This window comes from Methylosinus sp. C49 (genome assembly GCF_009936375.1).
Taxonomy (GTDB): Bacteria; Pseudomonadota; Alphaproteobacteria; order Rhizobiales; family Beijerinckiaceae; genus Methylosinus.
This window is the reverse complement of sequence record NZ_AP022332.1, coordinates 1,511,364-1,534,495: the sequence shown is the minus strand read 5'-3', so window position 1 is coordinate 1,534,495 and position 23,132 is coordinate 1,511,364. Positions and strand designations below refer to the sequence as shown.

Here is a 23,132-nt window from a genome sequence, read left to right as displayed (position 1 = left end):
GTCGATCATAAGGAAGCCTTCTCGATGCGGTTCGACAATTTGAAGCTCACCACCAAGAGCCTTCTTCCACTCGCTTTGACCTGCCTGCTCTTCATCGGGGTCACGGGATTGGGCGTCCATCGCATGAGCGAGCTCGGAAAGCGCTACCAGGATCTGACCGAGCATTCCTACGCCGCTGTCGTGAAGCTGCTGCGCTCCAATCGCGCCATCACCGAATTCGGCCTCTCGGTCCATCAGATGATCGCTTATGACGCGGACACGCCGCTCTCGCGCGCCGCCGTGCAGGAGGCCGCCTCGGTCGGCCCGCGCGTCGACACGCTGCTCGGCGAGGCGATGACGCTCGACCCGACCCATTCAGCGCAGATCCAAGGCTATCGCGATCGCTTCGCCAAGGTCTTCGAGCAGGCGAAGCCAGCGATCGCGATCGCCCAGGAGCTGCCGGCGCTCGAGCTCGGCGCGCGCATGAAGCCGCATGAGCTGGAGCAGCTCGCCAAATGCGTGTCGCTGCTGCGCGGCGCCGATGAGGAAATCCGCGCCATCGTCACGGAGATGCGCTCCATCTATGTGGCCGCCGAGGCGGAGGACAAGCGCGTCGGCGAGGAGCTGCGCCGCCAGACCGAGCAGACGATCTGGACGATGATCGGCGTCGGCGCGCTCGCGGTTCTCATCGGCTGCGCGGCGACGCTCTATATTTCCGGCCGCAAGATCGGCGCGCCGATCGCGCGCCTCACCGGGCAGATGGGCGATATCGCCAAGGGCGATCTCGACGCCGTGGTGGAGGGCGTCGAGCGTGGCGACGAGGTCGGCGCGATGGCGCGCGCGCTGGACACGTTCAAGCGCAATGCGCAGGAGCTGCGCGCCGCAGAGGCCCGCGCCGCCGAGGAGCGCCGTCGCGGAGAGGACGCCGAGGCGCGGCGCAAGGCCGAGCAGGCCAGGATCGAAAAAGAACGCGAGGCGGCGCTGCAGGCGATCGGCGAAGGGCTCGAGAAGCTCGCCTCCAAGAATCTCGTCTATCGGCTCTCCGGCTCCATGCCCGAGGCCTATCGCCGGCTGCAGAATGATTTCAACGCGGCCATGGGCCAGCTGGAAGCCGCGCTCGGCCTCGTCGCCGGCGGCGCGAAGGCCATAGACGCCGGCTCCAGCCAGATCGCCGTCGCCGCCGACGATCTCGCCCGCCGCACCGAGCAGCAGGCCGCGAGCCTGGAGGAGACCGCCGCCGCGCTCGAGGAGATCACCACCACGGTGAAGAAGAGCGCCGAGGGCGCCGTTCACGCCAGCAATATCGTCGGCTCCACCAAGATGGAGGCCGAAAACAGCGGCGAGATCGTCCGCCGGGCGGTGGACGCCATGGGCCGCATCGAGCGCTCCTCGCAGCAGATCGGCCAGATCATCGGCGTCATCGACGAGATCGCCTTCCAGACCAATCTTCTGGCGCTGAACGCCGGCGTCGAGGCGGCGCGCGCCGGCGAGGCCGGCAAGGGCTTTGCGGTGGTGGCCTCGGAAGTGCGCGCCCTGGCGCAGCGCTCCGCCGAGGCGGCCAAGGAGATCAAGGGCCTCATCTCCACCTCCACGGTGGAGGTGGATCAGGGCGTCGAGCTGGTCGGCGCGACGGGTAGAGCGCTCGACACCATCGTCTCCCAGGTCGCGGAGATCGACAAAGTGGTCGCCGATATCGCCGCGGGCGCGCGCGAGCAGGCGACCGGCCTCGGCGAGATCAACACCGCCGTCAATCAGATGGACCAGAACACGCAGAAGAACGCCGCAATGGTGGAAGAGACCACCGCCGCCAGCCACAGCCTGCGCAAGGAAACAGAGGCGCTGACGCGCTCGGTCGCCAGCTTCGAGCTCGGCGACAAGCATGGCTCCCGCACGCACGCCGATGCGCCGCGGGCGGCGCTGAAGACGGTCTCCGCCGGGCGCGGCGGCGGCGCGGCGCGCAAGCCGCAGCCGGCTCAGGACGATTGGGAGGAGTTCTGATCGCTCGCGACGAGCGGTTCGGCCTCGTCGAGGCAGGCGGCGAGCAGGCGCTGGATCATCGGGCCGCTGTCGTCATCGGCGAGCAGCGGCTCGACCCGCAGCACCTCGCGCATGATGGAGAAGCCGATGAGGCAGGAGACGAACAGCGCCGCCCGCTGCTGCGCCGCCTGCCCGTCGAGCTTGGCGGCCAGCGGGCCGATGAAATCCCGATAGCAGCAGGCGCGAATGAGATCGCGCGCCAGCGGGCTCGTCAGCGAGCGAATGAAAATCTGCAGCCCGTCATGCTGCTGCGACTCGAGCGCAAAGCTCGCGAAGACCGCGCCGAGCCGGCTGCGATCCGCCGATAAGAGAGCCGCCGGACAGGCATCGACGACGGCGGCGGCGAACAGCTGCTCCTTTGAGCCGAAGGAGCGATGCACCAGCGCCACATCCACGCCGACGTCTGCGGCAATATCGCGCAGCCTCACCTCCTCGAAGGAGGCGTGCGCGAAACGCGCGATCGCTGCGGCGAGAATACGCCGCCGCGTCGCCTCCCCTGAACGCTTCTCCGATTTTTCCGGCCGCATCGAGAATCCTTCTCCCGATATGTAACAACAATCGATCGCGCGCGACGCGCCGTCAATCGGCATTCCAGCGGCCGGCCGACTTCTCGCCAAAATTTCGCAGTATTTTACCTATTAGGGAAATGTGAACCTTTCGGAGGCCAAGGTCACGCTCGTCACCGCATGGTGAAGCCTCCGGCGGGGCTCGACCCGACCAGAAGTCGGACGCACAGAACGGGGTTCTCGCCGAAGATATCAACAGTGGTTGACAAATCAGGCCGACTCGACGAATTTCGGCCTATGGTCACGTTCTAGTCGAGGCGGCGGCTGGGCGTCCTTTTTTCGTGCTCTTCGGAGGTTCACATGCATATCAAGACCAGCCTTTCGGCTCTCGCGGTCGCCGCCGCTCTCTCCGTCGGCGCCGCTCACGCCGCCGACCTGCCCTACCGCAAGGATGCGCCGGCTTTCGCGCCGCCGCCGCCGGTCTTTTCCTGGACGGGCGCCTATGTCGGCCTCAATGTCGGCGGCGGCTTCAAGGCGGACAATAGCTTCGGCGGCGACGTCAGCGGCGTCGTGGGCGGCGGCCAGATCGGCTACAACTACCAGATCTCGCCGCTCTTCGTGGTCGGCCTCGAGACCGACTTCCAGGGCACGAGCCTGCGCTCCAACAATGGCTTCGGCAACGCCAGCCTGCCCTGGTTCGGCACTGTGCGCGGCCGCGCCGGCTTCGCTCTGCTCGAGTCGAAGCTCTTCGTCTATGGCACGGGCGGCTTCGCCTATGGCGAGCTGAACACGCCCTTCGGCAGCGACACTCGCACCGGCTGGACCGCTGGCGGCGGCGTGGAATACGCCTTCCTGCCGAACTGGTCGGCCAAGGTCGAATATCTCTACACCGATCTCACCAACGATGGCGGCTTCGCCTTCGGTCCGCAGCGCGCCAAGTTCCACACGGTCCGCGCCGGCATCAACTACCACTTCAACCTGTTCTAGTCGGAACGACGCATGGCCTCTCTCAGGGGCCATGCGGAAGTCGGACGGCAGGCATAAAAGCAAAAAAGGCGAAGCGACCCTCGGTCCGCTTCGCCTTTTTCTTCAGGAAGACCAGTTGCGCCGGAGACCGGCTCCCGGCCGCCGCAGCGGCCGGGGATTTGACAGATGCGATCAGCCCTTGGCGGCAGCAGCCACTTCCGCGGCGAAATCGCTGGTCTCTTTCTCTATGCCCTCGCCGAGCGCATAGCGGACGAAGCCCTTGAGCGTGATCGGCGCCCCGGCCTTGCCCTCATGCTCCTTGAGCGTCTGGGTGATGGTCTTGCCGCCGTGATCGGGATGGTTCGAGACCTGATCGAGCAGCAGGACCTCCTTGTAATAGGTCTTGAGGCCCGAATCGATGATCTTCTCCAGCACATTGGCCGGCTTGCCCGCATTCTTCTCGGCGAGCAGCGCCTTCTCGCGCTCCACCGTCGCCGGATCGAGGCCGGAGGCGTCGAGCGCCAACGGATTGGCAGAGGCGACATGCATGGCGATCTGACGCGCGAGAGTCGACAGGACCTCCTTGTCACCCTTGGATTCGAGCGCCACGATCACCGCGATCTTGCCGAGTCCGTCCGCGATCTGCGTGTGGACGTAACGATTGACCGCGCCCTCCACCTTCAGCGGCGCGACGCGGCGCAGCGTCAGATTCTCGCCGATGGTCGCGATGCCGGTGGTGATCGCCTCGGAGACGACGCCGCCGCCCGGATAGGGCTTGCCGGCGAGTTCCTCGGCGCTGGTCGCGCCAGTCTCCAGAGCGACGCGGGCGATATTGTTGACGAGCTTCTGGAAGTCGTCGTTGCGGGCGACGAAGTCGGTCTCGGAGTTCACCTCGACGACGACGCCGACGCCGTCCTCGACGATCGCGGCGACGAGACCCTCGGCGGCCACGCGGCCGGACTTTTTGGCGGCCTTGGAGAGGCCCTTCTTGCGCAGCCAATCGACGGCCGCCTCGATATCGCCATTGGTCTCGTTGAGGGCGGCCTTGCAATCCATCATGCCGGCGCCCGTGCTCTCGCGCAGTTCCTTGACGAGAGCGGCGGTGATCTGGGCCATGGGGTTAGACACCTCTAGCTAGAGCTAACGCCGGCCCCTTTGGGAGCCGGCGCGATAATCTTTCGTGAATGTGACGCTAGAGCGTCATCCGATCCAATCGGGATCGGATGACGCTCTCATTTCTCTATTTGGGAGCGAATTCTGATCGATCGAACGATTCCGTTCGATCGGAAAGCGCTCTGGCGCGAAATCAGGCCGAGGCCAGCGAGCGCGCCTGATCGACCCAGCCGTCGCGGGCGATGCGGCCGTTGAGCTTGAGGTCCTGATCGAGCTTCTCGACATCGGCCGGCGCCATGGCCGCGATCTGCCAATAATGGAAGATGCCGCCGTCATTGAGCTTCTTGACCAGCTGCGGGCCGACGCCATGCAGCTTGGCGAGATCGTCAGGGGCGCCGCGCGGAGCGGCGAGCAGCTCGAAGGGCTCGAGCGCGATCTCGACATCGGCGGCGGCCGCATCGGCGACCACTTCATCGGCCGAGCGCAGATCCGTGTGGACGCGGCCGAGCGCCGGCTCCGCCGTCGGCTGCTCCAAGGCGCCGACATCGAGGCCCGAGAGGCCCTGGCTGCGCGAGATGCCGTCGATCGCCGCGCGGGCGATGAGATCGCAATAGAGCGCGATGGCGCGGCCAGCGTCGTCGTTGCCCGGGATCGGGAAGGTGATGCCGTCCGGATCGCAATTGGTGTCGAGGATCGCCACCACCGGGATCTTCAGGCGGTTGGCCTCCTTGATCGCCAGCTGCTCCTTATTGGTGTCGATCACGAAGATGAGATCGGGCGTGCCGCCCATGTCCTTGATGCCGCCCAGCGCCTTCTCGAGCTTGTCGCGCTCGCGGGTGAGCAGCAGACGCTCTTTCTTGGTGACGCCCGCGGCGCCGGCGCCGAGCTGCTCGTCGAGCTTGCGCAGGCGCTGAATGGAGCCGGAGATGGTCTTCCAATTGGTGAGCGTGCCGCCCAGCCAACGGGAGTTGATGAAATATTGCGCGCTGCGCTTGGCGGCGTCGGCGATCTGATCCTGCGCCTGACGCTTGGTGCCGACGAAGAGCACGCGGCCACCGCGCGCCACAGTGTCGGAGACGACCTTCAGAGCCTGATGCAGCAGCGGCACCGTCTGGGCGAGGTCGATGATATGGATGTTGTTGCGCGCGCCGAAGATATAGGGAGCCATCTTCGGGTTCCAGCGATGCGACTGGTGGCCGAAATGAGCGCCGGACTCGAGCAGGCCGCGCATCGTGAAATCAGGAATCGCCATTGTCATCTTCTCCGGTTCTAGCCTCGGCGAAAGCATGGAGAAGCCGGAGAACCGGCCACCGGAACGGCGCCTTGTAGCAGGAACCGTAAGACTTTCGCCTGTGGGATGGCGCGGCTTATAGGCGAGAACGGCGGTGGAGGCAAGCGGGGTGGGAGGGAGAAAAAATACGGGAAGCACATCTTTCAGGATTCAAATTTCAGGATTTAAACACAAAATTTTTTGAGGTCACTTTGGCCCAAACGAGCCTCGATCCGCGACTTAATTACAGGAGGAAAATCATGCCAAGCGTCTGCATACCAGGCGGACAAGACATCACTCAAATACTCAGACACAGCCGCAACTAGATCAATACAATCGGATATTTCTGACTTACTATTCACTAGAGCACCAAAATCTGCATAAGATGGCATTGCTGGAATACAAGTCGCATGGACATGCGTACATAAAAGCGCATAAGGCTCTTTTACCTTACGTGTCCTCGCCTCTTCTAACAGCTTAAAACGCGCTGAATAACGAGCCGAAAATGTGCTGAGATATTTCAGATTTTGCGCCCTCATCGGAAAATCATGATCTGTATTAATCGTATGTAGCCATTCCACCTTATGGTCATTAAAATAAACCCACGCGAGCATCGACTCAATCTGCAGTCGAAGCGCATATAACGCCGGCCTCACCAGACCTATACTCAGATATCCTGCCGCCTCTATAACCTCCGAACGCACAGACCGAATAAGATTGTCAGCGAAATGGTTAGATCGATTAGCCTCAAGGTATTGAGTCCAAGTCAGAATAAGAACGGCATCCGACTCTATCCGATCAACAACGAATTGACTATTGTCTGCAAAACAAATATCGATCTTATTCTTAAAATACTCAAGAGCATCCTGCGAATTATTTGGCATCATCGTCTCTTATCGACCAACCATCAGGAGCCCTATGTATTAGGGTATTCCGAACCAGAGTTGCATGATGAAGTAGCTCACTCGGCCCTATAATTTTTTCTACTTGAGTTAACCAACGGCGCAGCCCCTCTTTTTCTCGAAACTCCTCAAGCGGAGCTTCGGGCCACTCGGTTTTGACCGACTTCCAGAGCACCTCAATTAGAGCCGAGGTACTAATATTTCTGACCGTACGCAAAATCGCTATGGCCTTCTCTAAGGCTTCGGCGTCATCGGCAACTGAGTTCTTTTCATTAATCGGCCGAGACTGCCCCGGACCAGCTTTGAGTCGCTTAACCTCCAACACGACTTTCTCAGCTCCCCATTGTTGGATTTCATGCACGACCTCTCGTATGACCTTTTCAGACCACCCGGTTCCAACCAGGAGGTGGAGCATCCTATCTATGTTGCGCTGACTCATAGCCCCCACCTCTGCGCTAGCTCGTCAACAATGCTTGTAAAGCGAAACCCCAGATCGTAGCTGTATGGCTTTCCTTTTTTTGTCGCAAACCCAATTTCCCCAGGCTTAGCAGCAAGAAGTCTGGAATATGGTAAATGATTTGCCAATACAGTAGGCCCAAACGTTTTATGCCCACGAAGCTCATTTTCGGTCAAAGCTGTAATTTCGGCCGTAGGCCCTGCATTTATCAGCACGGACATGGAAGGCTTCGGATAAATTAGAGGCATTTCATTGACATATTTTGCAAGGAGTTCAAGGCCGAGTAACGAGTAGGTCTCCGCCTTAATCGGAACTAATAATGCGCTACAAGCCTGCAGCGCGCATTGCGTTATGAATGAACTGCTCGGGTTGCAGTCTATTACAATTAAATCATAATCGTCTTTCGCTTGCCCAACAAATTTTAAGAATCTTGTGGCTACCTTATCAAGCTTATGCTTTTCCGGAATGAGGCTGTATTTTACAAGATCGAAATCACCTAATACTAAGTCCACGAAACCATCATCGTACTCTCGGAGACGGGGAGCTAAATCCCACGCCTTGGGCACAGGGGCATCTGCAACGTTTACATCGAGAAGCCCCACGCCCGATGGAGGCTCCATCGCACTGAAAATAGTTCTATTAGCAGCCTTGTACTTCTCATAATCTCGCCGCGGCATCAGTGTCTGTGTCAAATTAAATTGCGGATCTAGATCCACCAAAAGAACCGCCTTCTTCTTTGAAAAGAAAAAATACGGTAGAACGTGGGCAGAAACCGTGGTCTTTCCTACGCCCCCTTTCATATTTAATACAGATACAACTTTGCCAGCCACCTGAAACTCCCAAAATCAACCCCAGTCTGTAACACTACCCCAATCTGCCGTATCGCTGGGCACATTTCAAGGTACAGTATACGCTAGACGGTCGGAGCCACACTGGAGCGGGTTGAACCTGGGTTGACCACGAGCGCTCACTCTGAGAAACAAAGCCCCGCCGTCGCTTCCCCCTTTTTTCACGAGGCCGCTTTGCCGCTCTTCGCCGCTCTCTGCCTGGACAAGCCGAACCATGTCGAGCTTCGGCTCGCCACCCGCGAGGCGCATCTCGCCTTTCTCGCCGCCAATGCGGCGCAGGTGAAGCTCGGCGGGCCGTTTCTCGATTCGGCCGAGAAGCCCGTCGGCTCGCTGCTGATCGTCGAGGCGGCGGATGCGGCGGCGGCGCAGGCTCTGCTCGCCGAGGACCCTTACGCGAAGGCCGGGCTGTTCGCGAGCGTCGAGGTGAAGCCTTGGAAGCGTGTGGTGGGGGCCGAGCTCTGATGGCGCATTGGCTGTTCAAGAGCGAGCCCAAGACCTGGTCCTGGGACCAGCAGGTCGCTGCCGGCGCGAAAGGCACCTTCTGGAACGGCGTGCGCAACCATCTCGCCAAGAAGCAGCTGATGGCGATGCAGATCGGCGAGCGCGGCTTCTTCTACCATTCCAACGAGGACAAGGCCGTCGTCGGCGTGGTGGAGGTCATCAAGACCTATTACCCCGACCATACGGATGAGAGCGGCAAATTCGGCATGGTCGATATAAAGGCCATCGCGCCTTTCGCGCGGCCGGTGACGCTCGCCGAGATCAAGTCCGATCCGCGCCTTTCCGAAATGGTGCTGGTCAATAATTCTCGCCTGTCGGTGCAGCCCGTCTCGGACGAGGAGTGGAAGCTCATTCTCTCGCTCGGCGGCGTGGACGCGCTCTAGCCCACCGAGCGGCGACGGAAGGAGAGCGGTTCGGAACAGCCTATTTCCACAGCCGCGCGGCGCAGGCGCGCGCGCTTGCTCAATTTTCGTGCGAAGCTTCGCTAGAAGCGACTCTCGCCTTTTCAGACGGGAAAAAGCGCGCTAGCAGTTTATTTCCAGGCACGCCCATAGGAGAAAAGATGGCGCGCAAGAAAATCGCCCTGATCGGCGCCGGCCATATCGGCGGGACGCTGGCCCATCTCATCGGCCTCAAGGAGCTCGGCGACGTCGTATTGTTCGACATCGCGAGCGGCGTGCCTCAGGGCAAGGCGCTCGACCTCTCCCAATCCGCGCCTGTCGAGGGATTCGACGCGCGCATCGCCGGCGCGGACGATTATTCCGCCATCGCCGGCGCCGATGTCGTCATCGTGACAGCGGGCGTGCCACGCCAGCCCGGCATGAGCCGCGACGATCTGCTGACCATCAATCTCGGCGTCGTCTCCAAGGTCGGCGCCGGCATCAAGGCCTATGCGCCGAACGCTTTCGTCATCTGCATCACCAATCCGCTCGACGTCATGGTCTGGGCGCTGCAGAAGGCAAGCGGCCTGCCGACCAATAAGGTCGTCGGCATGGCGGGCGTGCTCGATTCGGCGCGCTTCCGATTCTTTCTGGCCGAGGAGCTGAACGTCTCGGTGGAGGATGTGAGCGCCTTCGTGCTCGGCGGCCATGGCGACGACATGGTTCCCTCCGTGCGCTACTCGACCGTCGCCGGCATTCCCCTGCCCGATCTCGTCGCTATGGGCTGGACCACTCAGGCGAAGATCGACGCCATCGTCGACCGCACGCGCAAGGGCGGCGGCGAGATCGTCGGCCTGCTGAAGACCGGCTCGGCCTATTACGCGCCGGCCTCCGCGGCCATCGCCATGGCGGAGAGCTATCTGAAGGACAAGCGCCGCGTGCTGCCCTGCGCCGCCTATCTCGACGGCCAATATGGCGTCAGCGGGCTCTATGTCGGCGTGCCCGTGGTCATCGGCGCCAATGGCGTGGAGCGCATCGTCGAGATTTCGCTCGATGCGGCCGAGCAGCAGATGTTCGACAAATCCGTCGGCTCGGTTAAGACGCTGATCGCCGCCAGCAAAGCGCTCGACCCCGCCTTCGCCTGAGCGCGCTGAGCCCCGTTTCCGCCCCCGGCGAGGGGCGCGTTGTCGCGACGTGAGGTCGCAATCAGGATCGGTGAGAAATGAACATCCACGAATATCAGGCCAAAGCCATCCTGCGTGAGTTCGGCGCCCCGGTCGCCGAAGGCGCTCCGGCGCTCGCCGCCGACGAGGCGCGCCAGGCCGCGAGCGGCCTGCCCGGCCCCGTCTATGTCGTCAAGGCGCAGATCCACGCCGGCGGCCGCGGCAAGGGCAAGTTCAAGGAGGCTTCGGCCGGCGAGAAGGGCGGCGTACGCCTCGCCCGCTCGCTCGACGAGGTCGAGACCTTCGCCAAGGAGATGCTGGGCTCGACGCTGGTCACGGTGCAGACGGGCGAGGCCGGCAAGCAGGTCAACCGCCTCTATATCGAGGACGGGGCCGATATCGACAAGGAATTCTATCTCTCGCTGCTGATCGATCGCGCCACGTCGCGCGTCTCCTTCGTCGTCTCCACCGAGGGCGGCACGGATATCGAGGCCGTCGCCCATGCGACGCCCGAGAAGATCGTGACTTTCGCCGTCGATCCGGCGACCGGCGTTCTGCCGCATCACGGCCGCCGCGTCGCCGACGCGCTCGGCCTCACCGGCCCGCTGGTGAAGGAGGCGGTCTCGCTCACCGAGCGCCTGTTCTCGGCCTTTGTCGCCAAGGATATGGAGCTGCTCGAGATCAATCCGCTGATCGTCACCAAGGACGGGAAGCTGCGCTGCCTCGACGCGAAGATCTCCTTCGACGACAACGCGCTCTATCGTCATCCCGATGTGGTCGCGCTGCGCGACAAGACCGAGGAGGACGAGAAGGAGATCGAGGCCTCCAAATATGAGCTGGCCTATATCGCGCTCGACGGCACCATCGGCTGCATGGTGAATGGCGCCGGCCTCGCAATGGCGACGATGGACATCATCAAGCTCTATGGCGAGAATCCCGCCAACTTCCTCGACGTCGGCGGCGGCGCCACCAAGGAGAAGGTGACGGCCGCCTTCAAGATCATCACCGCCGACCCGAAGGTGAAGGGCATTCTCGTCAACATCTTCGGCGGCATCATGCGCTGCGACGTCATCGCCGAGGGCGTTATCGCCGCGGTGAAGGAAGTGGGCCTCGCCGTGCCGCTGGTGGTGCGTCTCGAGGGCACCAATGTCGATCTCGGCAAGGAAATTATTTCCAGCTCGGGCCTCGATGTGATCCCCGCCGACGATCTCGACGACGCCGCGCAGAAGATCGTCGCCGCCGTGCGCGGACGGAGCTGACGCGACGCTTTCGCGACAAGAGGCGGCTTCTCCCGTTGGGATATTTCGCACTTGCGGGGGCGGCTCAAAACAGCCATCTTCCCGCATGATGGTGGCGCTCGGCGGCCTCTTTCGGGGCGCGCCGGCGCCGCGCCGCTGCGGCCGATTGCGGGAAACAGCACGTGAACAGATTCTTCTCGTCCGATGCGCCGAGACGGCGCCGCGTTCGCTCTTTCTCGACCCGAGCGGCCTATGCCGCCGCGGCGTTTTGCGCGCTTTCGCTCGGCGTCGATGATTTTGCCGGCAAAGTCTCCTTCGTCGGCGAGGGCTCGGCTCATGCCCGCGAATCGACTCTCTCTATCGCCACGCCCTTCGAGGTCGGCGAGAGCGCGTCCGGCAATTATCTCGCCGCCATCGTCGCCGGAGCGGAACGCGACACGCTGGCCGCATCCACATTTTTCCGCGAGGCGCTGCGCAATGATCCGCGCAATCGCGAGCTGACCGAGCGCGCCTTCGTCGCCGCTCTCGCCAATGGCAATATGCAGGAGGCCTTCGCCCTCGCCGCCCGCGTCGCGACCTTCGACAAAAACAATGGCCTCGCCAATCTGACGCTCGGCGTCGAGGCGATAAAGGCCAAGAAATTCGCCAAGGCGCGCGCCGTCCTCGCCAAGGGCGGCCTCGACCGCAAGCATGACGTCACCTCCACGCTGCTCACCGCCTGGGCCTATGCGGGCGCCGGCGAGACCCGCCAAGCGCTGGCCACGGCCGACAAGCTGAAGGAAGACGCCTTCGCCGTCTTCCGCGACTATCATGCGGCGCTCATCGTCGACGCGGCCAAGAATGGCGACAAGGCGGAGGCGACAAAGCGCTTCAAATCCGCCTATGGGTCCGAGCGCAACACGCTGCGCCTCGTCGACGCTTATGGGCGTTTCCTCGTCACCCACGGCAGCCGCGAGGAGGCGCGCCGCGTCTATCGCGCCTTCGACGATCTCGCCCCGCGTCATCCCATCGTCACCGCAGCGATCGCCGACATAGACGCGGGCAAGCCGCTCGCCCCCTTCGTGCGCGACGCCGACGCCGGCGCGGCCGAGGTTCTCTATGGTCTCGGCGCGATCGGCGGCCGCCAGGGCGACGAGCTCGCCTCGCTGATCTATCTGCGCCTCTCACTCTTCCTCGCGCCGAACAATGCGCTGGCGACGATCACGCTCGCCGATATCTATGAGCGCATGAAGCAGGAGGAGATCGCCATAGATCTCTATGACAGCGTGCCGAAGGACAGCCCGTTGCGCGTCAACGCCGATGTGCAGGCGGCGCTGCTGCTGGAGACGCTCGGCAAGACCAAGGAAGCCACCGACCACCTCCAGGCGGTGATCGTCGAGCATCCCAAGGATCAGGAGGCGCTGACAGCGCTCGGCAATATTCAGCGCTCGCGCAAGCTCTTCGCCGATTCGGTCACGACCTACACCAAGGTGCTGGACCTGCAGCCGCAGACCGACAAGAGCCAGTGGCTGCTCTATTATTATCGCGGCATCGCCAATGAGCGCCGCAAGAACTGGCCGACCGCCGAGTCCGATCTCAAAAAGGCGCTGGAGCTCTATCCCGATCAGCCGCTGGTCCTGAACTACCTCGGCTATTCCTGGGTGGATCAGGGCGTCAATCTCGACGAGGCGTTCAAAATGCTGCGCCGCGCCGTCGATCTGCGCGCCCGCGACGGCTATGTCGTCGACAGTCTCGGCTGGGCCTATTACCGGCTCGGCCGCTATGACGAGGCGGTGCGCGAGCTCGAGAAGGCGGTCGATCTCAAGCCCTCCGATCCGGTCATCAACGACCATCTCGGCGACGCCTATTGGCGCGTCAATCGCAAGCTCGAGGCGCGCTTCCAATGGAATCACGCGCGCGACATGAATCCTGATCCCGATGATCTGCCGAAGATCCTGGAGAAGATCGACAAGGGCCTCTCCGACGCCTCGCCCATCGCCAGCGATCAGAGCAAGAAGAAGAACGGCGGCTGAGGGGACGGGAATCGCTCCCCTCGAGCCGCATATTTCTCTGGAGGTTTCAGCGCCGCCCTTCTCGACGAAGGCGCGGCGCAATTCTTTTTCAAAGACTGGACGTTTCTATAAATGGACGCCGCGGCTCTTCAGCTCGGCCTTGAATTCCTCATCGACCTCGCGGCCTATTTTCGCGCCCCATTGCTCTCCCCGCTCCCGCATTTCGCGCTTGAACTCTTCGCGCAGGGAGAAGAATTTGATTCCTGTCGGCGAGCGCGCGAAATCGTCGCGCGCCGAGACGTCGCGCGGTCCGGTGGCGAAGCTCCGCAGCTCGCGCAGCTCCGTCGACGACAGCTTCGGGGCCAAGGCCGTGGCCATGAGGCTCATGAATTCGTCGATCCGCGCCGCCGCTTTGACTTTCAGCCGCGGCAAGATCTCGGAAATCTCTCGGGCATGCTGGGGATAATGCGCGGTGAGCCCGCGCCCCACGGCGTCGACGAGCTGCGGCAGAATCGCCGCCATTTGATCGCTCAAATGGAGCGCGTCGATGACTTGTCGCGCGACGCGGACATCCTCCAGCGACGCATCCGCGCGAACGGCCGTCGCGCCGCAGAGGAGATTGGTCAAAAGGGCCGCCACGGCCAATGATTTACGCATATGCCGCTCCGAAAAAATAGTGCGCGCTCGATGCAGAGCGCTCTCCCAATGGCGCCACTCTATCATCAACGGCATTCTGGCGAACCGGAATGCGGCTTATTACCTTCCACGCTCGGCGAGCCGCTTCAGCCGCGGCGGGCCGGGCTCCCGCTCATTCCGCCACCCTCGGCAGCTCGCTATAAGAGAATTGCGCAGCGGCCGGCGGCGGCGGCGTCTCGACCAGCGTGTCGCCGAGCTTGCGGCGGAACCACATCGCATAGAGCGCCGGCAGGAACAGCACCGTCAGAAAGGTCGCGACGAAGAGGCCGCCCATTATGGTGAGCGCCATCGGCCCCCAGAACAGCGAACGCGTCAGCGGAATCATGCCGAGAATGGCGGCCATCGCGGTGAGCGCCACCGGCCGCGCGCGCCGCACTGTGGCGCCGATGATGGCCTCGCGATAATTGGCGCCCTTCTCGAGGTCCTGACGCACCTGATCGACCAATATGATCGAGTTGCGCATATCCATGCCGGAGAGCGCGATGAGGCCGAGCAGAGCGACGAAGCCGAAAGGCGCGCCCGCGAGATTGAGCGCCAGCGAGGAGCCGATGAGGCCGAGCGGCGCGCTCATCATCACGAGGCCGAGCCGCGTGAAATCCTGCAGCTGGAACATCACGATCACCAGCATGACGAGAATCATGACCGGCGCCACGGCGGCGATGGAGGAATTGGCCTTGGCGGATTCCTCGATCGCGCCGCCGATCTCGAGCCGATAGCCCGGCGGCAGATGCTCGCGAATCTCGGCGAGGCGCGGCCAGATGCGATTGGTGACGTCCGGCGCCTGAACGCCGTCCTTCACATCGGCGCGCACGGTGACGAGCATGTTGCGATTGCGCCGCCAGATGATCGGCTCCTCATGCTCATAGACGATCTTGGCGATCTGCGAGACCGGCACAGGCGCGCCGGCGCGCGTCAAGATCACAATGTCGTCGAGTCGCCCGAGATCGCCGCGCTCGCCGGGCGTGGCGCGGGCGATCACATCGACGCGGTCTATGCCGTCGCGCAGGCTGGTGATCGTCACGCCGGAGACCATCATCTGCAGGCGGTTCGCCACCTCCTGCGGCGTGAGGCCCATGACGCGCGCGCGGTCTTGATCGATGACGAGCCGCACCGCCGGCGTCTGCTCGTTCCATTGCAGATGCGGCTCGACGACGGACTTGTCCTCGCGCATGACATCGCGCACGCGATAGGCGATGGCGCGCACCTCCGCCGGATCGCGGCCGATGACGCGAAACTGCACCGGAAAGCCGACCGGCGGGCCGAAGTTGAAGCGATCGACGCGGGCGCGCGCCTGCGAGACGGCGCCATCCTCCAGCGCCTTGGACAGGCGGGCCTTCAGCCGCTCGCGCGCCTCGAGATCCTTGGCGACGATGACGATCTCCGCATAGGCCTCATTGGGCAACGCCGGGCTGAGGCCGAGCCAGAAGCGCGGCGGCCCGCGGCCGATATAGCTCGTGTAATGGACCGCGTCCTCATCGCCCTTCAGCAGCTTCTCGGCCTCGTCCACCGCCGCGGCCGTCGCGAATATGGACGAGCCCTCCGGCATGCGCAGCTGGAAGAACAGCTCCGGCCGCTCGGAAATGGGGAAAAATTGCTTCTGCACATGGCCGAAGCCGAGGACGGCGGCGATGAAAATCCCGCCCGTGGCGCAGACGACGAGCAGGCGATTGTCGACAGCCCAGGTGATGAGCCGGCGCAGGCCGAGATAGAAGGGGGTCGAATAGATCGCATCGGGATCGTGATGCGCATGACTCGAGAAATCCGGCAGCAGCTTCACGCCGAGATAGGGCGTGAACAGCACGGCGACGAACCAGGAGGCGACGAGCGCCACGGCCAGCACGAAGAACAGCGAGCCCGTATATTCGCCGGTCGAGGAAGCGGCGAAGCCGACCGGCATGAAGCCCGCCACCGTCACCAGAGTGCCGGTGAGCATGGGAAAGGCCGTGGACGTCCAGGCGAAGGTCGCCGCGCTGATGCGATCCTCGCCCTGCTCCATCTTCACCGTCATCATCTCGACGGCGATGATGGCGTCGTCGACCAGCAGGCCGAGCGCGATGATGAGCGCGCCGAGCGAGATGCGCTGAAGATCGACGCCAAAGGCGTTCATGAACACGAAGACGACGGCGAGCACCAGCGGCGCCGACAGAGCGACGATGATTCCAGTGCGAAAGCCGAGCGAGACGAAGCTCACGAAAAGGACGATGACCAGCGCCTCGACGAAGGAGCGCGTGAACTCGCCGACCGCATGAGAGACGACGGTCGGCTGATCGGCGATCTGCGTGATCTCTATGCCGACCGGCGTCTCGGCGCGAACCTCGGCCATTGTGGCCTCGAGATTCTTGCCGAGGGTGAGCACATTGCCGCCCTTGGCCATCACCGCGCCGACGACGATGGTCGGCTCGCCCTTGTAGCGCGCTAGAAAGTTCGGCGGGTCCTGATAGCCGGACACGACATCGGCGACGTCGCCGAGGCGAAACACATGGCCGCTCGCCTCCACCGGCGTCGCGGCGATCGCCTCCGCGCCCTTCAGCGCGCCGGTGACGCGCAAGGGCACGCGATTGGCCGGCGTCTCGAAAACGCCGGAGGCGTTCACCGCATTCTGCTTGGCCAGCGATTCGAACAGCGCCTGCGGCGTGACGCCGAGATTGGCGAGCTTGGCCTGGCTGAACTCGACGAAGATCTTGCGATCCTGCTCGCCATAGACATTCACCTTCACAATGTCCGGCGTCTCCAGCAGGCGCTGGCGGAACATCTCCACCACGCGATCGAGCTGGTGATAATCGGCGCCGGAACCATGCACGGCGTAGAGCACGGCGTCGACGTCGCCGAATTCGTCATTGACGTCGGGGCCGATGACGCCCTGCGGCAGCTCCGGCTGAATGTCGTGGAGCTTCTTGCGCAATTGATAGAAGAGGCTCGGCACTTGCGCGGGCGGCGTCGTGTCCTTGAACGTCACCTGCATGGCCAGGAAGCTCGGCTTCACATAGGTCTCGATCTTCTCGAGATAGGGAAGCTCCTGCAGCTTCTTCTCCAGGCGGTCGGCGACCTGATCGCGCATCTCGAGCGCGGTGACGCCGGGCCAGATCGCGGTGAGATTGGCGACCTTGATGGTGAAGGACGGGTCCTCGGCGCGGCCGAGATGGAAATAGGAGAAGACCCCGGCGATGGCCACGGCCAGAATCAGCGCCAGAGTGAGCGTCTGACGCTTGACCGCCCAGAGGGAGAGATTGAAGCCCATCGCCCCGCGCCTCACAGACTCTCGGCGTCGACCGGACGCACACGCTGGCCGGGATCGAGCTTATGGGCGCCGAGAACGACCACGCGGTCGCCCTCGGCGACGCCGCCGGCGATGAGCGCCGTCTTGGCCTCGTAGCGCAGCACGGAGACGGGCGCGAGGGTGAGCTTGCCGCCCTCCTCCACCTTCCACACGCAGGGGCCGGAGCCTTGATCGAACAAAGCAGCCAGCGGCAGAGCCGCGGCGACGCCCTTATCCTTGCCGGCGAGCGTCAGCGTCGCGCTCATGCCGAGCCCGACCTTCTCATCGGCGCCGACGATCGAATAGCGCGCGGAGAAGGTGCGGGTGGCGGCGTCGGCGGAGGCGCCGAGCTCGCGCAGTCTGGCGCGATAGGTCTTGGCCGGATCGGACCAGAGAAAGAGGCTCGCCTCCCCCGCTCCCGCCAAGGAGGCGAAGGCCTCCGGCAGAGCGACGACGGCCTCGAGCGCGCCGGCGCGGGCGACGCGCACCGCCGCCTGACCCGCCGCGACCACCTGCCCCGGCTCGATGAAGGTCGCTGTCGCCACGCCGTCCGAATCGGCGCGCAGCGAGGCGTAATCCAGCGCATTTTTGGCGAGCTCGACAGCCCGCAGCGCGCGCTGCTGGCGGCCGCGCGCCTCCTCGGCCTGGGCTTTCTGACGATCGAGCGCCGCCTGCGCGGTCCAGCCCTCCTTGCGCAAGGTCTGCGCCCGACGCTCGTCGGCGGCGGCCTGCTCCAGCGCCATGCGCGCGGCGGAAAGCTCCGCCTCGGCCTGCTCCTTCTGCAAGCGCAGATCGGCCTCGTCCAGCACGGCCAGAAGATCGCCGGCCTTGACGGATTGCCCATTCTCGACGAGGCGGCGCACCACCTTGCCGGCGACGCGGAAGGATTGGTCGGTCTCGACGCGGGGGCGGATGGCGGCGACGAATTGGCGTGTCGGCGTGCGCGGCGCGTAATGAACCGGCGCGACCAGCACGACCCGCGCCGGCTCCTCGGCCTTGCGGGCGGAATTGTCACAGGCGGACAGCAGGAGGAGGGCAGATAACGCCGCCGCGGACCGCAACAATCGACTCTTCTGCATTGCGGCGACTCTCCGCCAAAAACGCTATTCCTGAAGGTCGAATCGCACGCTTCGTGATGAAAATCAAATATCGTCCGTCGTCGTCGGCGTCACGCGAGGAGAAGCTATCTCCCTTTGCCTTCGAAGCTTTTCGAAAGCGCAAAAGAAACAAGACAGAAACATTTGGAGCTAGAGCGACAGCATCTCGGCGAGTCGTGTCGCAATGCGCTCGAGCGGCCCCTCCACTTCTATGCTGAGCCCGATTTGGGACTGAATCGCGACAGCGGCGATGAAGAAGACGATGATCGCCGGAGCGCCGATCGAGACCTGCGCCGGGGCGGCGCGCAGAAACACGCCGAATGACGCCAAGCCTATGAAAAATCCCGCGAAAGCCTCCGGTTCCGTATGCGCGCCCTGCGCAACTCTGATGATGGCGACGAGCACGGCCGCCGCCAGGCAGAGGGCGGCGGCGAAAATTCCGGCGCGTCTCTCGCGAACGCGCATGAAAATTGCGGAGAGCGGCAGGAAGAAGGCCGCCGCGAGCGCGGCGTGACCGCTGGGGCTGTGCAGCGCCGGCGGGCCGAAGGCCATGGAGATTATCTTGGCGAAGGTCGCCATGACGCCGCAGACCGCTATGGCGCCGAGGAATGCGACGGCCGCGCGGCGATCGCCAGCCGCCCAAAGCGCCGCGGCGAGGCCGCCGCTCGCCGGCAGGACGAAGCCGGCGTCGCCGAGGACCGCGATGATTCGCAGAATGGGTTCGATCGAGTGGGGAAGCACGCGTCGGCCTGCTCGAAATCAGAGTTCGGAAATAGGCGCGGGCTCGTCCGCGGCCGAGCTTCGCTTCGCGAATCGCCGCGAGGAGAATAAGCGAAAGCGAGCCGGAGCGGCAGCGCCGACGGAAGAACAGAAAATCCCGGCCCCGACGGCGCTTGCCGCAATGGGAGCCTTCATTCTATATGCCCGGCGCGCTCTATATGCAGATCGCACTTGCGCCGATGCAGGCCGATTACAATCTGAAGTGACGATGAACAGCCGATGCGCGGCGGGCTGAAAATGCGAGCCGCCGAAGGATCGGCGACATACGGGCCGCTTCGGGACCCGATTTCGAAAGAACGAAAGGAACGGCGATATGGCTAAAATCATCGGCATCGACCTCGGCACGACCAATTCCTGCGTGGCCGTCATGGAAGGGTCGAGCCCCAAGGTCATCGAGAACGCGGAAGGCGCCCGCACGACGCCGTCCATCGTCGCTTTCACAGAGGACGGAGAGCGTCTCGTCGGCCAGCCCGCCAAGCGCCAGGCGGTGACCAATCCAGAGCGCACCTTCTTCGCGATCAAGCGACTTATCGGTCGCTCCTTCGACGATCCGATGACTAAGAAGGACATCGGCCTCGTCCCCTATAATATCGTCAAGGCCCCCAATGGCGACGCCTGGGTGCAGTCGGACGGCAAGCAATATTCGCCCTCGCAGATTTCCGCCTTCATCCTGCAGAAGATGAAGGAGACGGCCGAGGCCTATCTCGGCCAGACCGTCACTCAGGCAGTCATCACCGTTCCCGCCTATTTCAACGACGCCCAGCGTCAGGCCACCAAGGACGCCGGCAAGATCGCCGGCCTCGAGGTGCTGCGCATCATCAACGAGCCGACGGCGGCGGCGCTCGCCTATGGCCTGGACAAGAAAGGCTCCGGCACTATCGCGGTCTATGACCTCGGCGGCGGCACCTTCGACGTCTCCATCCTCGAGATCGGCGACGGCGTGTTCGAGGTGAAGTCCACCAATGGCGACACCTTCCTCGGCGGCGAGGATTTCGACAGCCGTCTCGTCGAATATCTCGCCGGCGAGTTCAAGAAGGAGCAGGGCATCGATCTCACCAAGGACAAGCTCGCCCTTCAGCGCCTGAAGGAAGCCGCCGAGAAGGCGAAGATCGAGCTCTCCTCGGCGACGCAGACCGAGATCAACCTTCCCTACATCACCGCCGACTCCTCCGGCCCGAAGCATCTGACCCTCAAGCTGACGCGCGCGAAATTCGAGGCGCTGGTCGACGATCTCATCCAGCGCACCATCGAGCCCTGCCGCAAGGCGCTGAAGGACGCCGGCCTCTCGGCGGCCGAGATCGGCGAGGTCGTGCTCGTCGGCGGCATGACCCGCATGCCGAAGGTGCAGGAGGTGGTGAAGCAGTTCTTCGGCAAGGAGCCGCACAAGGGCGTCAATCCGGATGAGGTGGTCGCCATCGGCGCGGCGGTGCAGGCCGGCGTTCTGCAGGGCGATGTGAAGGACGTTCTGCTGCTCGACGTGACGCCTCTGTCGCTCGGCATCGAGACTTTGGGCGGCGTGTTCACGCGCCTCATCGACCGCAACACGACCATCCCGACCAAGAAGAGCCAGGTGTTCTCCACGGCCGAGGACAATCAGACCGCCGTCACCATTCGCGTCTTCCAGGGCGAGCGCGAGATGGCGCAGGACAATAAGCTGCTCGGCCAGTTCGATCTCGTCGGCATTCCGCCGGCGCCGCGCGGCATGCCGCAGATCGAGGTGACCTTCGACATCGACGCCAACGGCATCGTCAATGTGACGGCGAAGGACAAGGCCACCAACAAGGAGCAGCAGATCCGCATCCAGGCCTCGGGCGGCCTGTCGGACGCCGACATCGACAAGATGGTCAAGGACGCCGAGGCGCACGCCACCGAGGACAAGGCGCGTCGCGAGCTCGTCGACACCAAGAACCATGGCGAGGCCGCTGTGCATTCGGCCGAGAAGTCGCTGGCCGAGTTCGGCGACAAGGTGTCGTCCGCCGACAAGAGCGCGATCGAGGCCGCCATTGCGGCGCTGAAGACCGCGCTCGAGGGCGAGGACGCCGAGGCGATCAAGGCCAAGACCAATGAGCTGACCCAGGCTTCGATGAAGCTCGGCGAGGCGATGTACAAGGCCCAGCAGTCCGAGGGCGCCGCCCCGGCGGGCGAGACCCATGCGCAGGACGACGTCATCGACGCGGACTTCAAGGAAGTCGGCGGCGACGAGAAGAAGAAGTAAGGCGGTTCGTCGTAAGAAAGGGCGCTCCCTTCTCCCGCTCGCGGGAGAAGGCAGCCCTTGCGTCAGCGAGGGTCGGATGAGGGTACCTGTCGCTTTCCGCCGACATTCGACGACGCGGTAGAGCGCCATCCGATACAATTGGATCGGATGGCGCTCTCGCCTTTTTTCGTTGGAGCGAATTCTAATCGATCGACCGATTCCCTTCGATCGGAAAGCGCTCTAAGCTCGCGGAACCCTCATCCGACCCGGCTGCGCCGGGCCACCTTCTCCCACGAGTGGGAGAAGGAGAGGCGCGTCGAGAGCGAGCGCGGCCAGCCTCGCTTTCACGCCTGCCCCGCTTTTCGCGCTGAGACAGTGGACGCTGACGAACAGGCTCGGGGCGCAGTTTCGCCGAGGCGCGAAAGTCCCAGCGGGTTCGGAAACGCGACTTTGGCGCGTCCGTCAAACCGTGGTAACAAATTTTCCGAGTTCCTATATCGGCTGCGATCCTCGGCGCTTCCGCCCGCAGGACGCCTTCCCCAACTCCTATCGACCGACCCCATGTCCAAACGCGACTTCTACGAGATTCTCGGCGTTTCCAAGACCTCGACCGACGTCGAGCTGAAGATCGCCTTTCGCAAGGCCGCGATGCAATATCATCCCGACCGCAATCCCGGCGACTCGGAGGCCGAGGCGCGCTTCAAGGAGGTCAACGAGGCCTATCAATGCCTCTCCGACACGCAGAAGCGCGCCGCCTATGACCGTTTCGGCCATGCCGCCTTCGAGCAAGGCGGCGGCGGCTTTGGCGGCGGCGACGGCTTCGCCGCCTCGATGGCCGATATTTTCGACGATCTCTTCGGCGAGGTGATGGGACGGCGCGGCGGCGGCCGCGGCTCCGCTCGCGAGCGCGGCTCAGATCTGCGCTACAATATGGAGATCACGCTGGAGGAGGCCTTCCACGGCAAGGCCGCGACTTTGAAGCTGCCGACCTCGGTCTCCTGCGAGGCCTGTGGCGGCACCGGCGCGAAAAAGGGCTCCAAGCCCAAGACCTGCCCCACCTGCGCCGGCCACGGCCGCGTTCGCGCCCAGCAGGGCTTCTTCGCCATAGAGCGCACCTGCCCCACCTGCCAGGGCCGCGGCGAGGTGATCGACAATCCCTGCTCCTCCTGCTCCGGAACCGGCCGCGCCACCATAGAGCGCACGCTCTCCGTCAATGTGCCGCCCGGCGTCGAGGACGGCACGCGCATCCGCCTCGCCGGCGAGGGCGAGGCCGGGCTGCGCGGCGGCCCCTCCGGCGATCTCTATATTTTCCTGTCGGTGAAGCCGCATACGTTCTTCCAGCGCGACGGCGCCGATCTCTATTGCCGCGTGCCGATCTCCATGGTGCGCGCGGCGCTCGGCGGCAAGATCACCGTGCATACGATCGACGGCGGCGAGACCGAGATCAAAATCCCCGAAGGCGCCCAAACCGGCAAGCAGATCAAGGTGAAAGCCAAGGGCATGCCTTTGCTGCGCGGGCGCGAATCGGGCGATCTCTATGTGCAGATCAGCGTCGAGACGCCGCAAAATCTCACCAAGCGCCAACGCGAGCTGCTCACCGAATTCGAGGAGGAATCGTCCCACCAGACGCATCCCGAGGCCACGGGCTTCTTCGCGAAGATGAAAGAGCTGTTCGGCAAATGAGGCGGACGCCATTGACCGGGCGTGCGACCTCATACATGGTCGCGCGCGTTTGGAACGATCGAGGGGCTGTCTCAG

The 23,132-nt window shown here is 63.6% G+C and carries 19 protein-coding genes; 9 read left to right on the top strand and 10 right to left on the bottom strand.

Going from position 1 to position 23,132, the window contains the following annotated elements:
* Positions 1 to 24 precede the first annotated feature (24 nt).
* The gene (locus GYH34_RS07280) at positions 25 to 1,977 is read left to right on the top strand and encodes a methyl-accepting chemotaxis protein (protein WP_161912991.1); all 1,953 of its coding nucleotides are present in this window, start codon (positions 25 to 27) and stop codon (positions 1,975 to 1,977) included.
* On the opposite strand, the gene GYH34_RS07275 is transcribed toward GYH34_RS07280, so the two are convergent.
* A complete protein-coding gene (locus tag GYH34_RS07275; RefSeq protein ID WP_244635304.1) occupies positions 1,953 to 2,543 on the bottom strand; it encodes a TetR/AcrR family transcriptional regulator in 591 nt (196 codons plus the stop codon). The two genes, GYH34_RS07280 and GYH34_RS07275, sit on opposite strands and share 25 nt — an antisense overlap.
* 339 nt (positions 2,544 to 2,882) lie before the next feature.
* Between GYH34_RS07275 and GYH34_RS07270 the strand changes: the two genes are divergently transcribed.
* Positions 2,883 to 3,509, top strand: coding sequence for an outer membrane beta-barrel protein (locus GYH34_RS07270; RefSeq protein ID WP_161912989.1), 627 nt, complete (start codon positions 2,883 to 2,885; stop codon positions 3,507 to 3,509).
* 171 nt (positions 3,510 to 3,680) lie between these two features.
* On the opposite strand, the gene tsf is transcribed toward GYH34_RS07270, so the two are convergent.
* From tsf to GYH34_RS07245, 5 genes are all read right to left on the bottom strand, one after another.
* Complete coding sequence (tsf, locus tag GYH34_RS07265) at positions 3,681 to 4,604, bottom strand: translation elongation factor Ts (RefSeq protein ID WP_161912988.1); 924 nt, start codon at positions 4,602 to 4,604, stop codon at positions 3,681 to 3,683.
* A gap of 190 nt (positions 4,605 to 4,794) precedes the next feature.
* Entirely contained in the window at positions 4,795 to 5,853 is a 1,059-nt protein-coding gene (locus GYH34_RS07260) for a 30S ribosomal protein S2 (protein WP_161912987.1), read from the bottom strand.
* Between the two features lie 203 nt (positions 5,854 to 6,056).
* The gene (locus tag GYH34_RS07255) at positions 6,057 to 6,758 is read right to left on the bottom strand and encodes a hypothetical protein (RefSeq protein WP_161912986.1); all 702 of its coding nucleotides are present in this window, start codon (positions 6,756 to 6,758) and stop codon (positions 6,057 to 6,059) included.
* The gene (locus tag GYH34_RS07250; protein ID WP_161912985.1) at positions 6,745 to 7,134 is read right to left on the bottom strand and encodes a hypothetical protein; all 390 of its coding nucleotides are present in this window, start codon (positions 7,132 to 7,134) and stop codon (positions 6,745 to 6,747) included. Before GYH34_RS07250 ends, GYH34_RS07255 begins: the two co-directional genes overlap by 14 nt.
* A 74-nt stretch (positions 7,135 to 7,208) precedes the next feature.
* Positions 7,209 to 8,060, bottom strand: a complete 852-nt coding sequence (locus GYH34_RS07245; RefSeq protein WP_161912984.1) for an AAA family ATPase — start codon at positions 8,058 to 8,060, stop codon at positions 7,209 to 7,211.
* 192 nt (positions 8,061 to 8,252) lie between these two features.
* Between GYH34_RS07245 and GYH34_RS07240 the strand changes: the two genes are divergently transcribed.
* From GYH34_RS07240 to GYH34_RS07220, 5 genes are all read left to right on the top strand, one after another.
* Entirely contained in the window at positions 8,253 to 8,540 is a 288-nt protein-coding gene (locus tag GYH34_RS07240) for a YciI family protein (RefSeq protein ID WP_161912983.1), read from the top strand.
* Entirely contained in the window at positions 8,540 to 8,962 is a 423-nt protein-coding gene (locus GYH34_RS07235) for an EVE domain-containing protein (RefSeq protein ID WP_161912982.1), read from the top strand. The genes GYH34_RS07240 and GYH34_RS07235 overlap by 1 nt, the downstream gene beginning before the upstream one ends.
* A gap of 179 nt (positions 8,963 to 9,141) precedes the next feature.
* Positions 9,142 to 10,104 (top strand): malate dehydrogenase, encoded by a 963-nt coding sequence (gene mdh / locus GYH34_RS07230; RefSeq protein WP_161912981.1) that lies wholly within the window; start codon positions 9,142 to 9,144, stop codon positions 10,102 to 10,104.
* A gap of 77 nt (positions 10,105 to 10,181) precedes the next feature.
* A complete protein-coding gene (gene sucC / locus GYH34_RS07225) occupies positions 10,182 to 11,381 on the top strand; it encodes an ADP-forming succinate--CoA ligase subunit beta (protein WP_161912980.1) in 1,200 nt (399 codons plus the stop codon).
* A gap of 161 nt (positions 11,382 to 11,542) precedes the next feature.
* Positions 11,543 to 13,372, top strand: a complete 1,830-nt coding sequence (locus GYH34_RS07220; RefSeq protein ID WP_161912979.1) for a tetratricopeptide repeat protein — start codon at positions 11,543 to 11,545, stop codon at positions 13,370 to 13,372.
* A gap of 105 nt (positions 13,373 to 13,477) precedes the next feature.
* On the opposite strand, the gene GYH34_RS07215 is transcribed toward GYH34_RS07220, so the two are convergent.
* The 4 genes from GYH34_RS07215 to GYH34_RS07200 form a co-directional block, all read right to left on the bottom strand.
* Complete coding sequence (locus GYH34_RS07215) at positions 13,478 to 14,008, bottom strand: hypothetical protein (protein WP_161912978.1); 531 nt, start codon at positions 14,006 to 14,008, stop codon at positions 13,478 to 13,480.
* A 151-nt stretch (positions 14,009 to 14,159) separates the two neighbouring features.
* Positions 14,160 to 17,285, bottom strand: coding sequence for an efflux RND transporter permease subunit (locus GYH34_RS07210; protein ID WP_161912977.1), 3,126 nt, complete (start codon positions 17,283 to 17,285; stop codon positions 14,160 to 14,162).
* Positions 17,286 to 17,296: 11 nt separating this feature from the next.
* Positions 17,297 to 18,382, bottom strand: coding sequence for an efflux RND transporter periplasmic adaptor subunit (locus GYH34_RS07205; RefSeq protein ID WP_161912976.1), 1,086 nt, complete (start codon positions 18,380 to 18,382; stop codon positions 17,297 to 17,299).
* A 168-nt stretch (positions 18,383 to 18,550) separates the two neighbouring features.
* Positions 18,551 to 19,141, bottom strand: a complete 591-nt coding sequence (locus tag GYH34_RS07200) for a phosphatase PAP2 family protein (protein ID WP_161912975.1) — start codon at positions 19,139 to 19,141, stop codon at positions 18,551 to 18,553.
* A 352-nt stretch (positions 19,142 to 19,493) separates the two neighbouring features.
* On the opposite strand from GYH34_RS07200, the gene dnaK reads away from it, so the two are divergent.
* Together dnaK and dnaJ are read left to right on the top strand one after the other, a co-directional pair.
* Positions 19,494 to 21,395 carry a molecular chaperone DnaK gene (gene dnaK, locus GYH34_RS07195; protein WP_161912974.1) on the top strand — a complete coding sequence of 634 codons (1,902 nt, stop codon included), beginning with the start codon at positions 19,494 to 19,496 and terminating at the stop codon, positions 21,393 to 21,395.
* Between the two features lie 540 nt (positions 21,396 to 21,935).
* Positions 21,936 to 23,057, top strand: a complete 1,122-nt coding sequence (dnaJ, locus tag GYH34_RS07190; RefSeq protein WP_161912973.1) for a molecular chaperone DnaJ — start codon at positions 21,936 to 21,938, stop codon at positions 23,055 to 23,057.
* Positions 23,058 to 23,132: the final 75 nt, after the last annotated feature.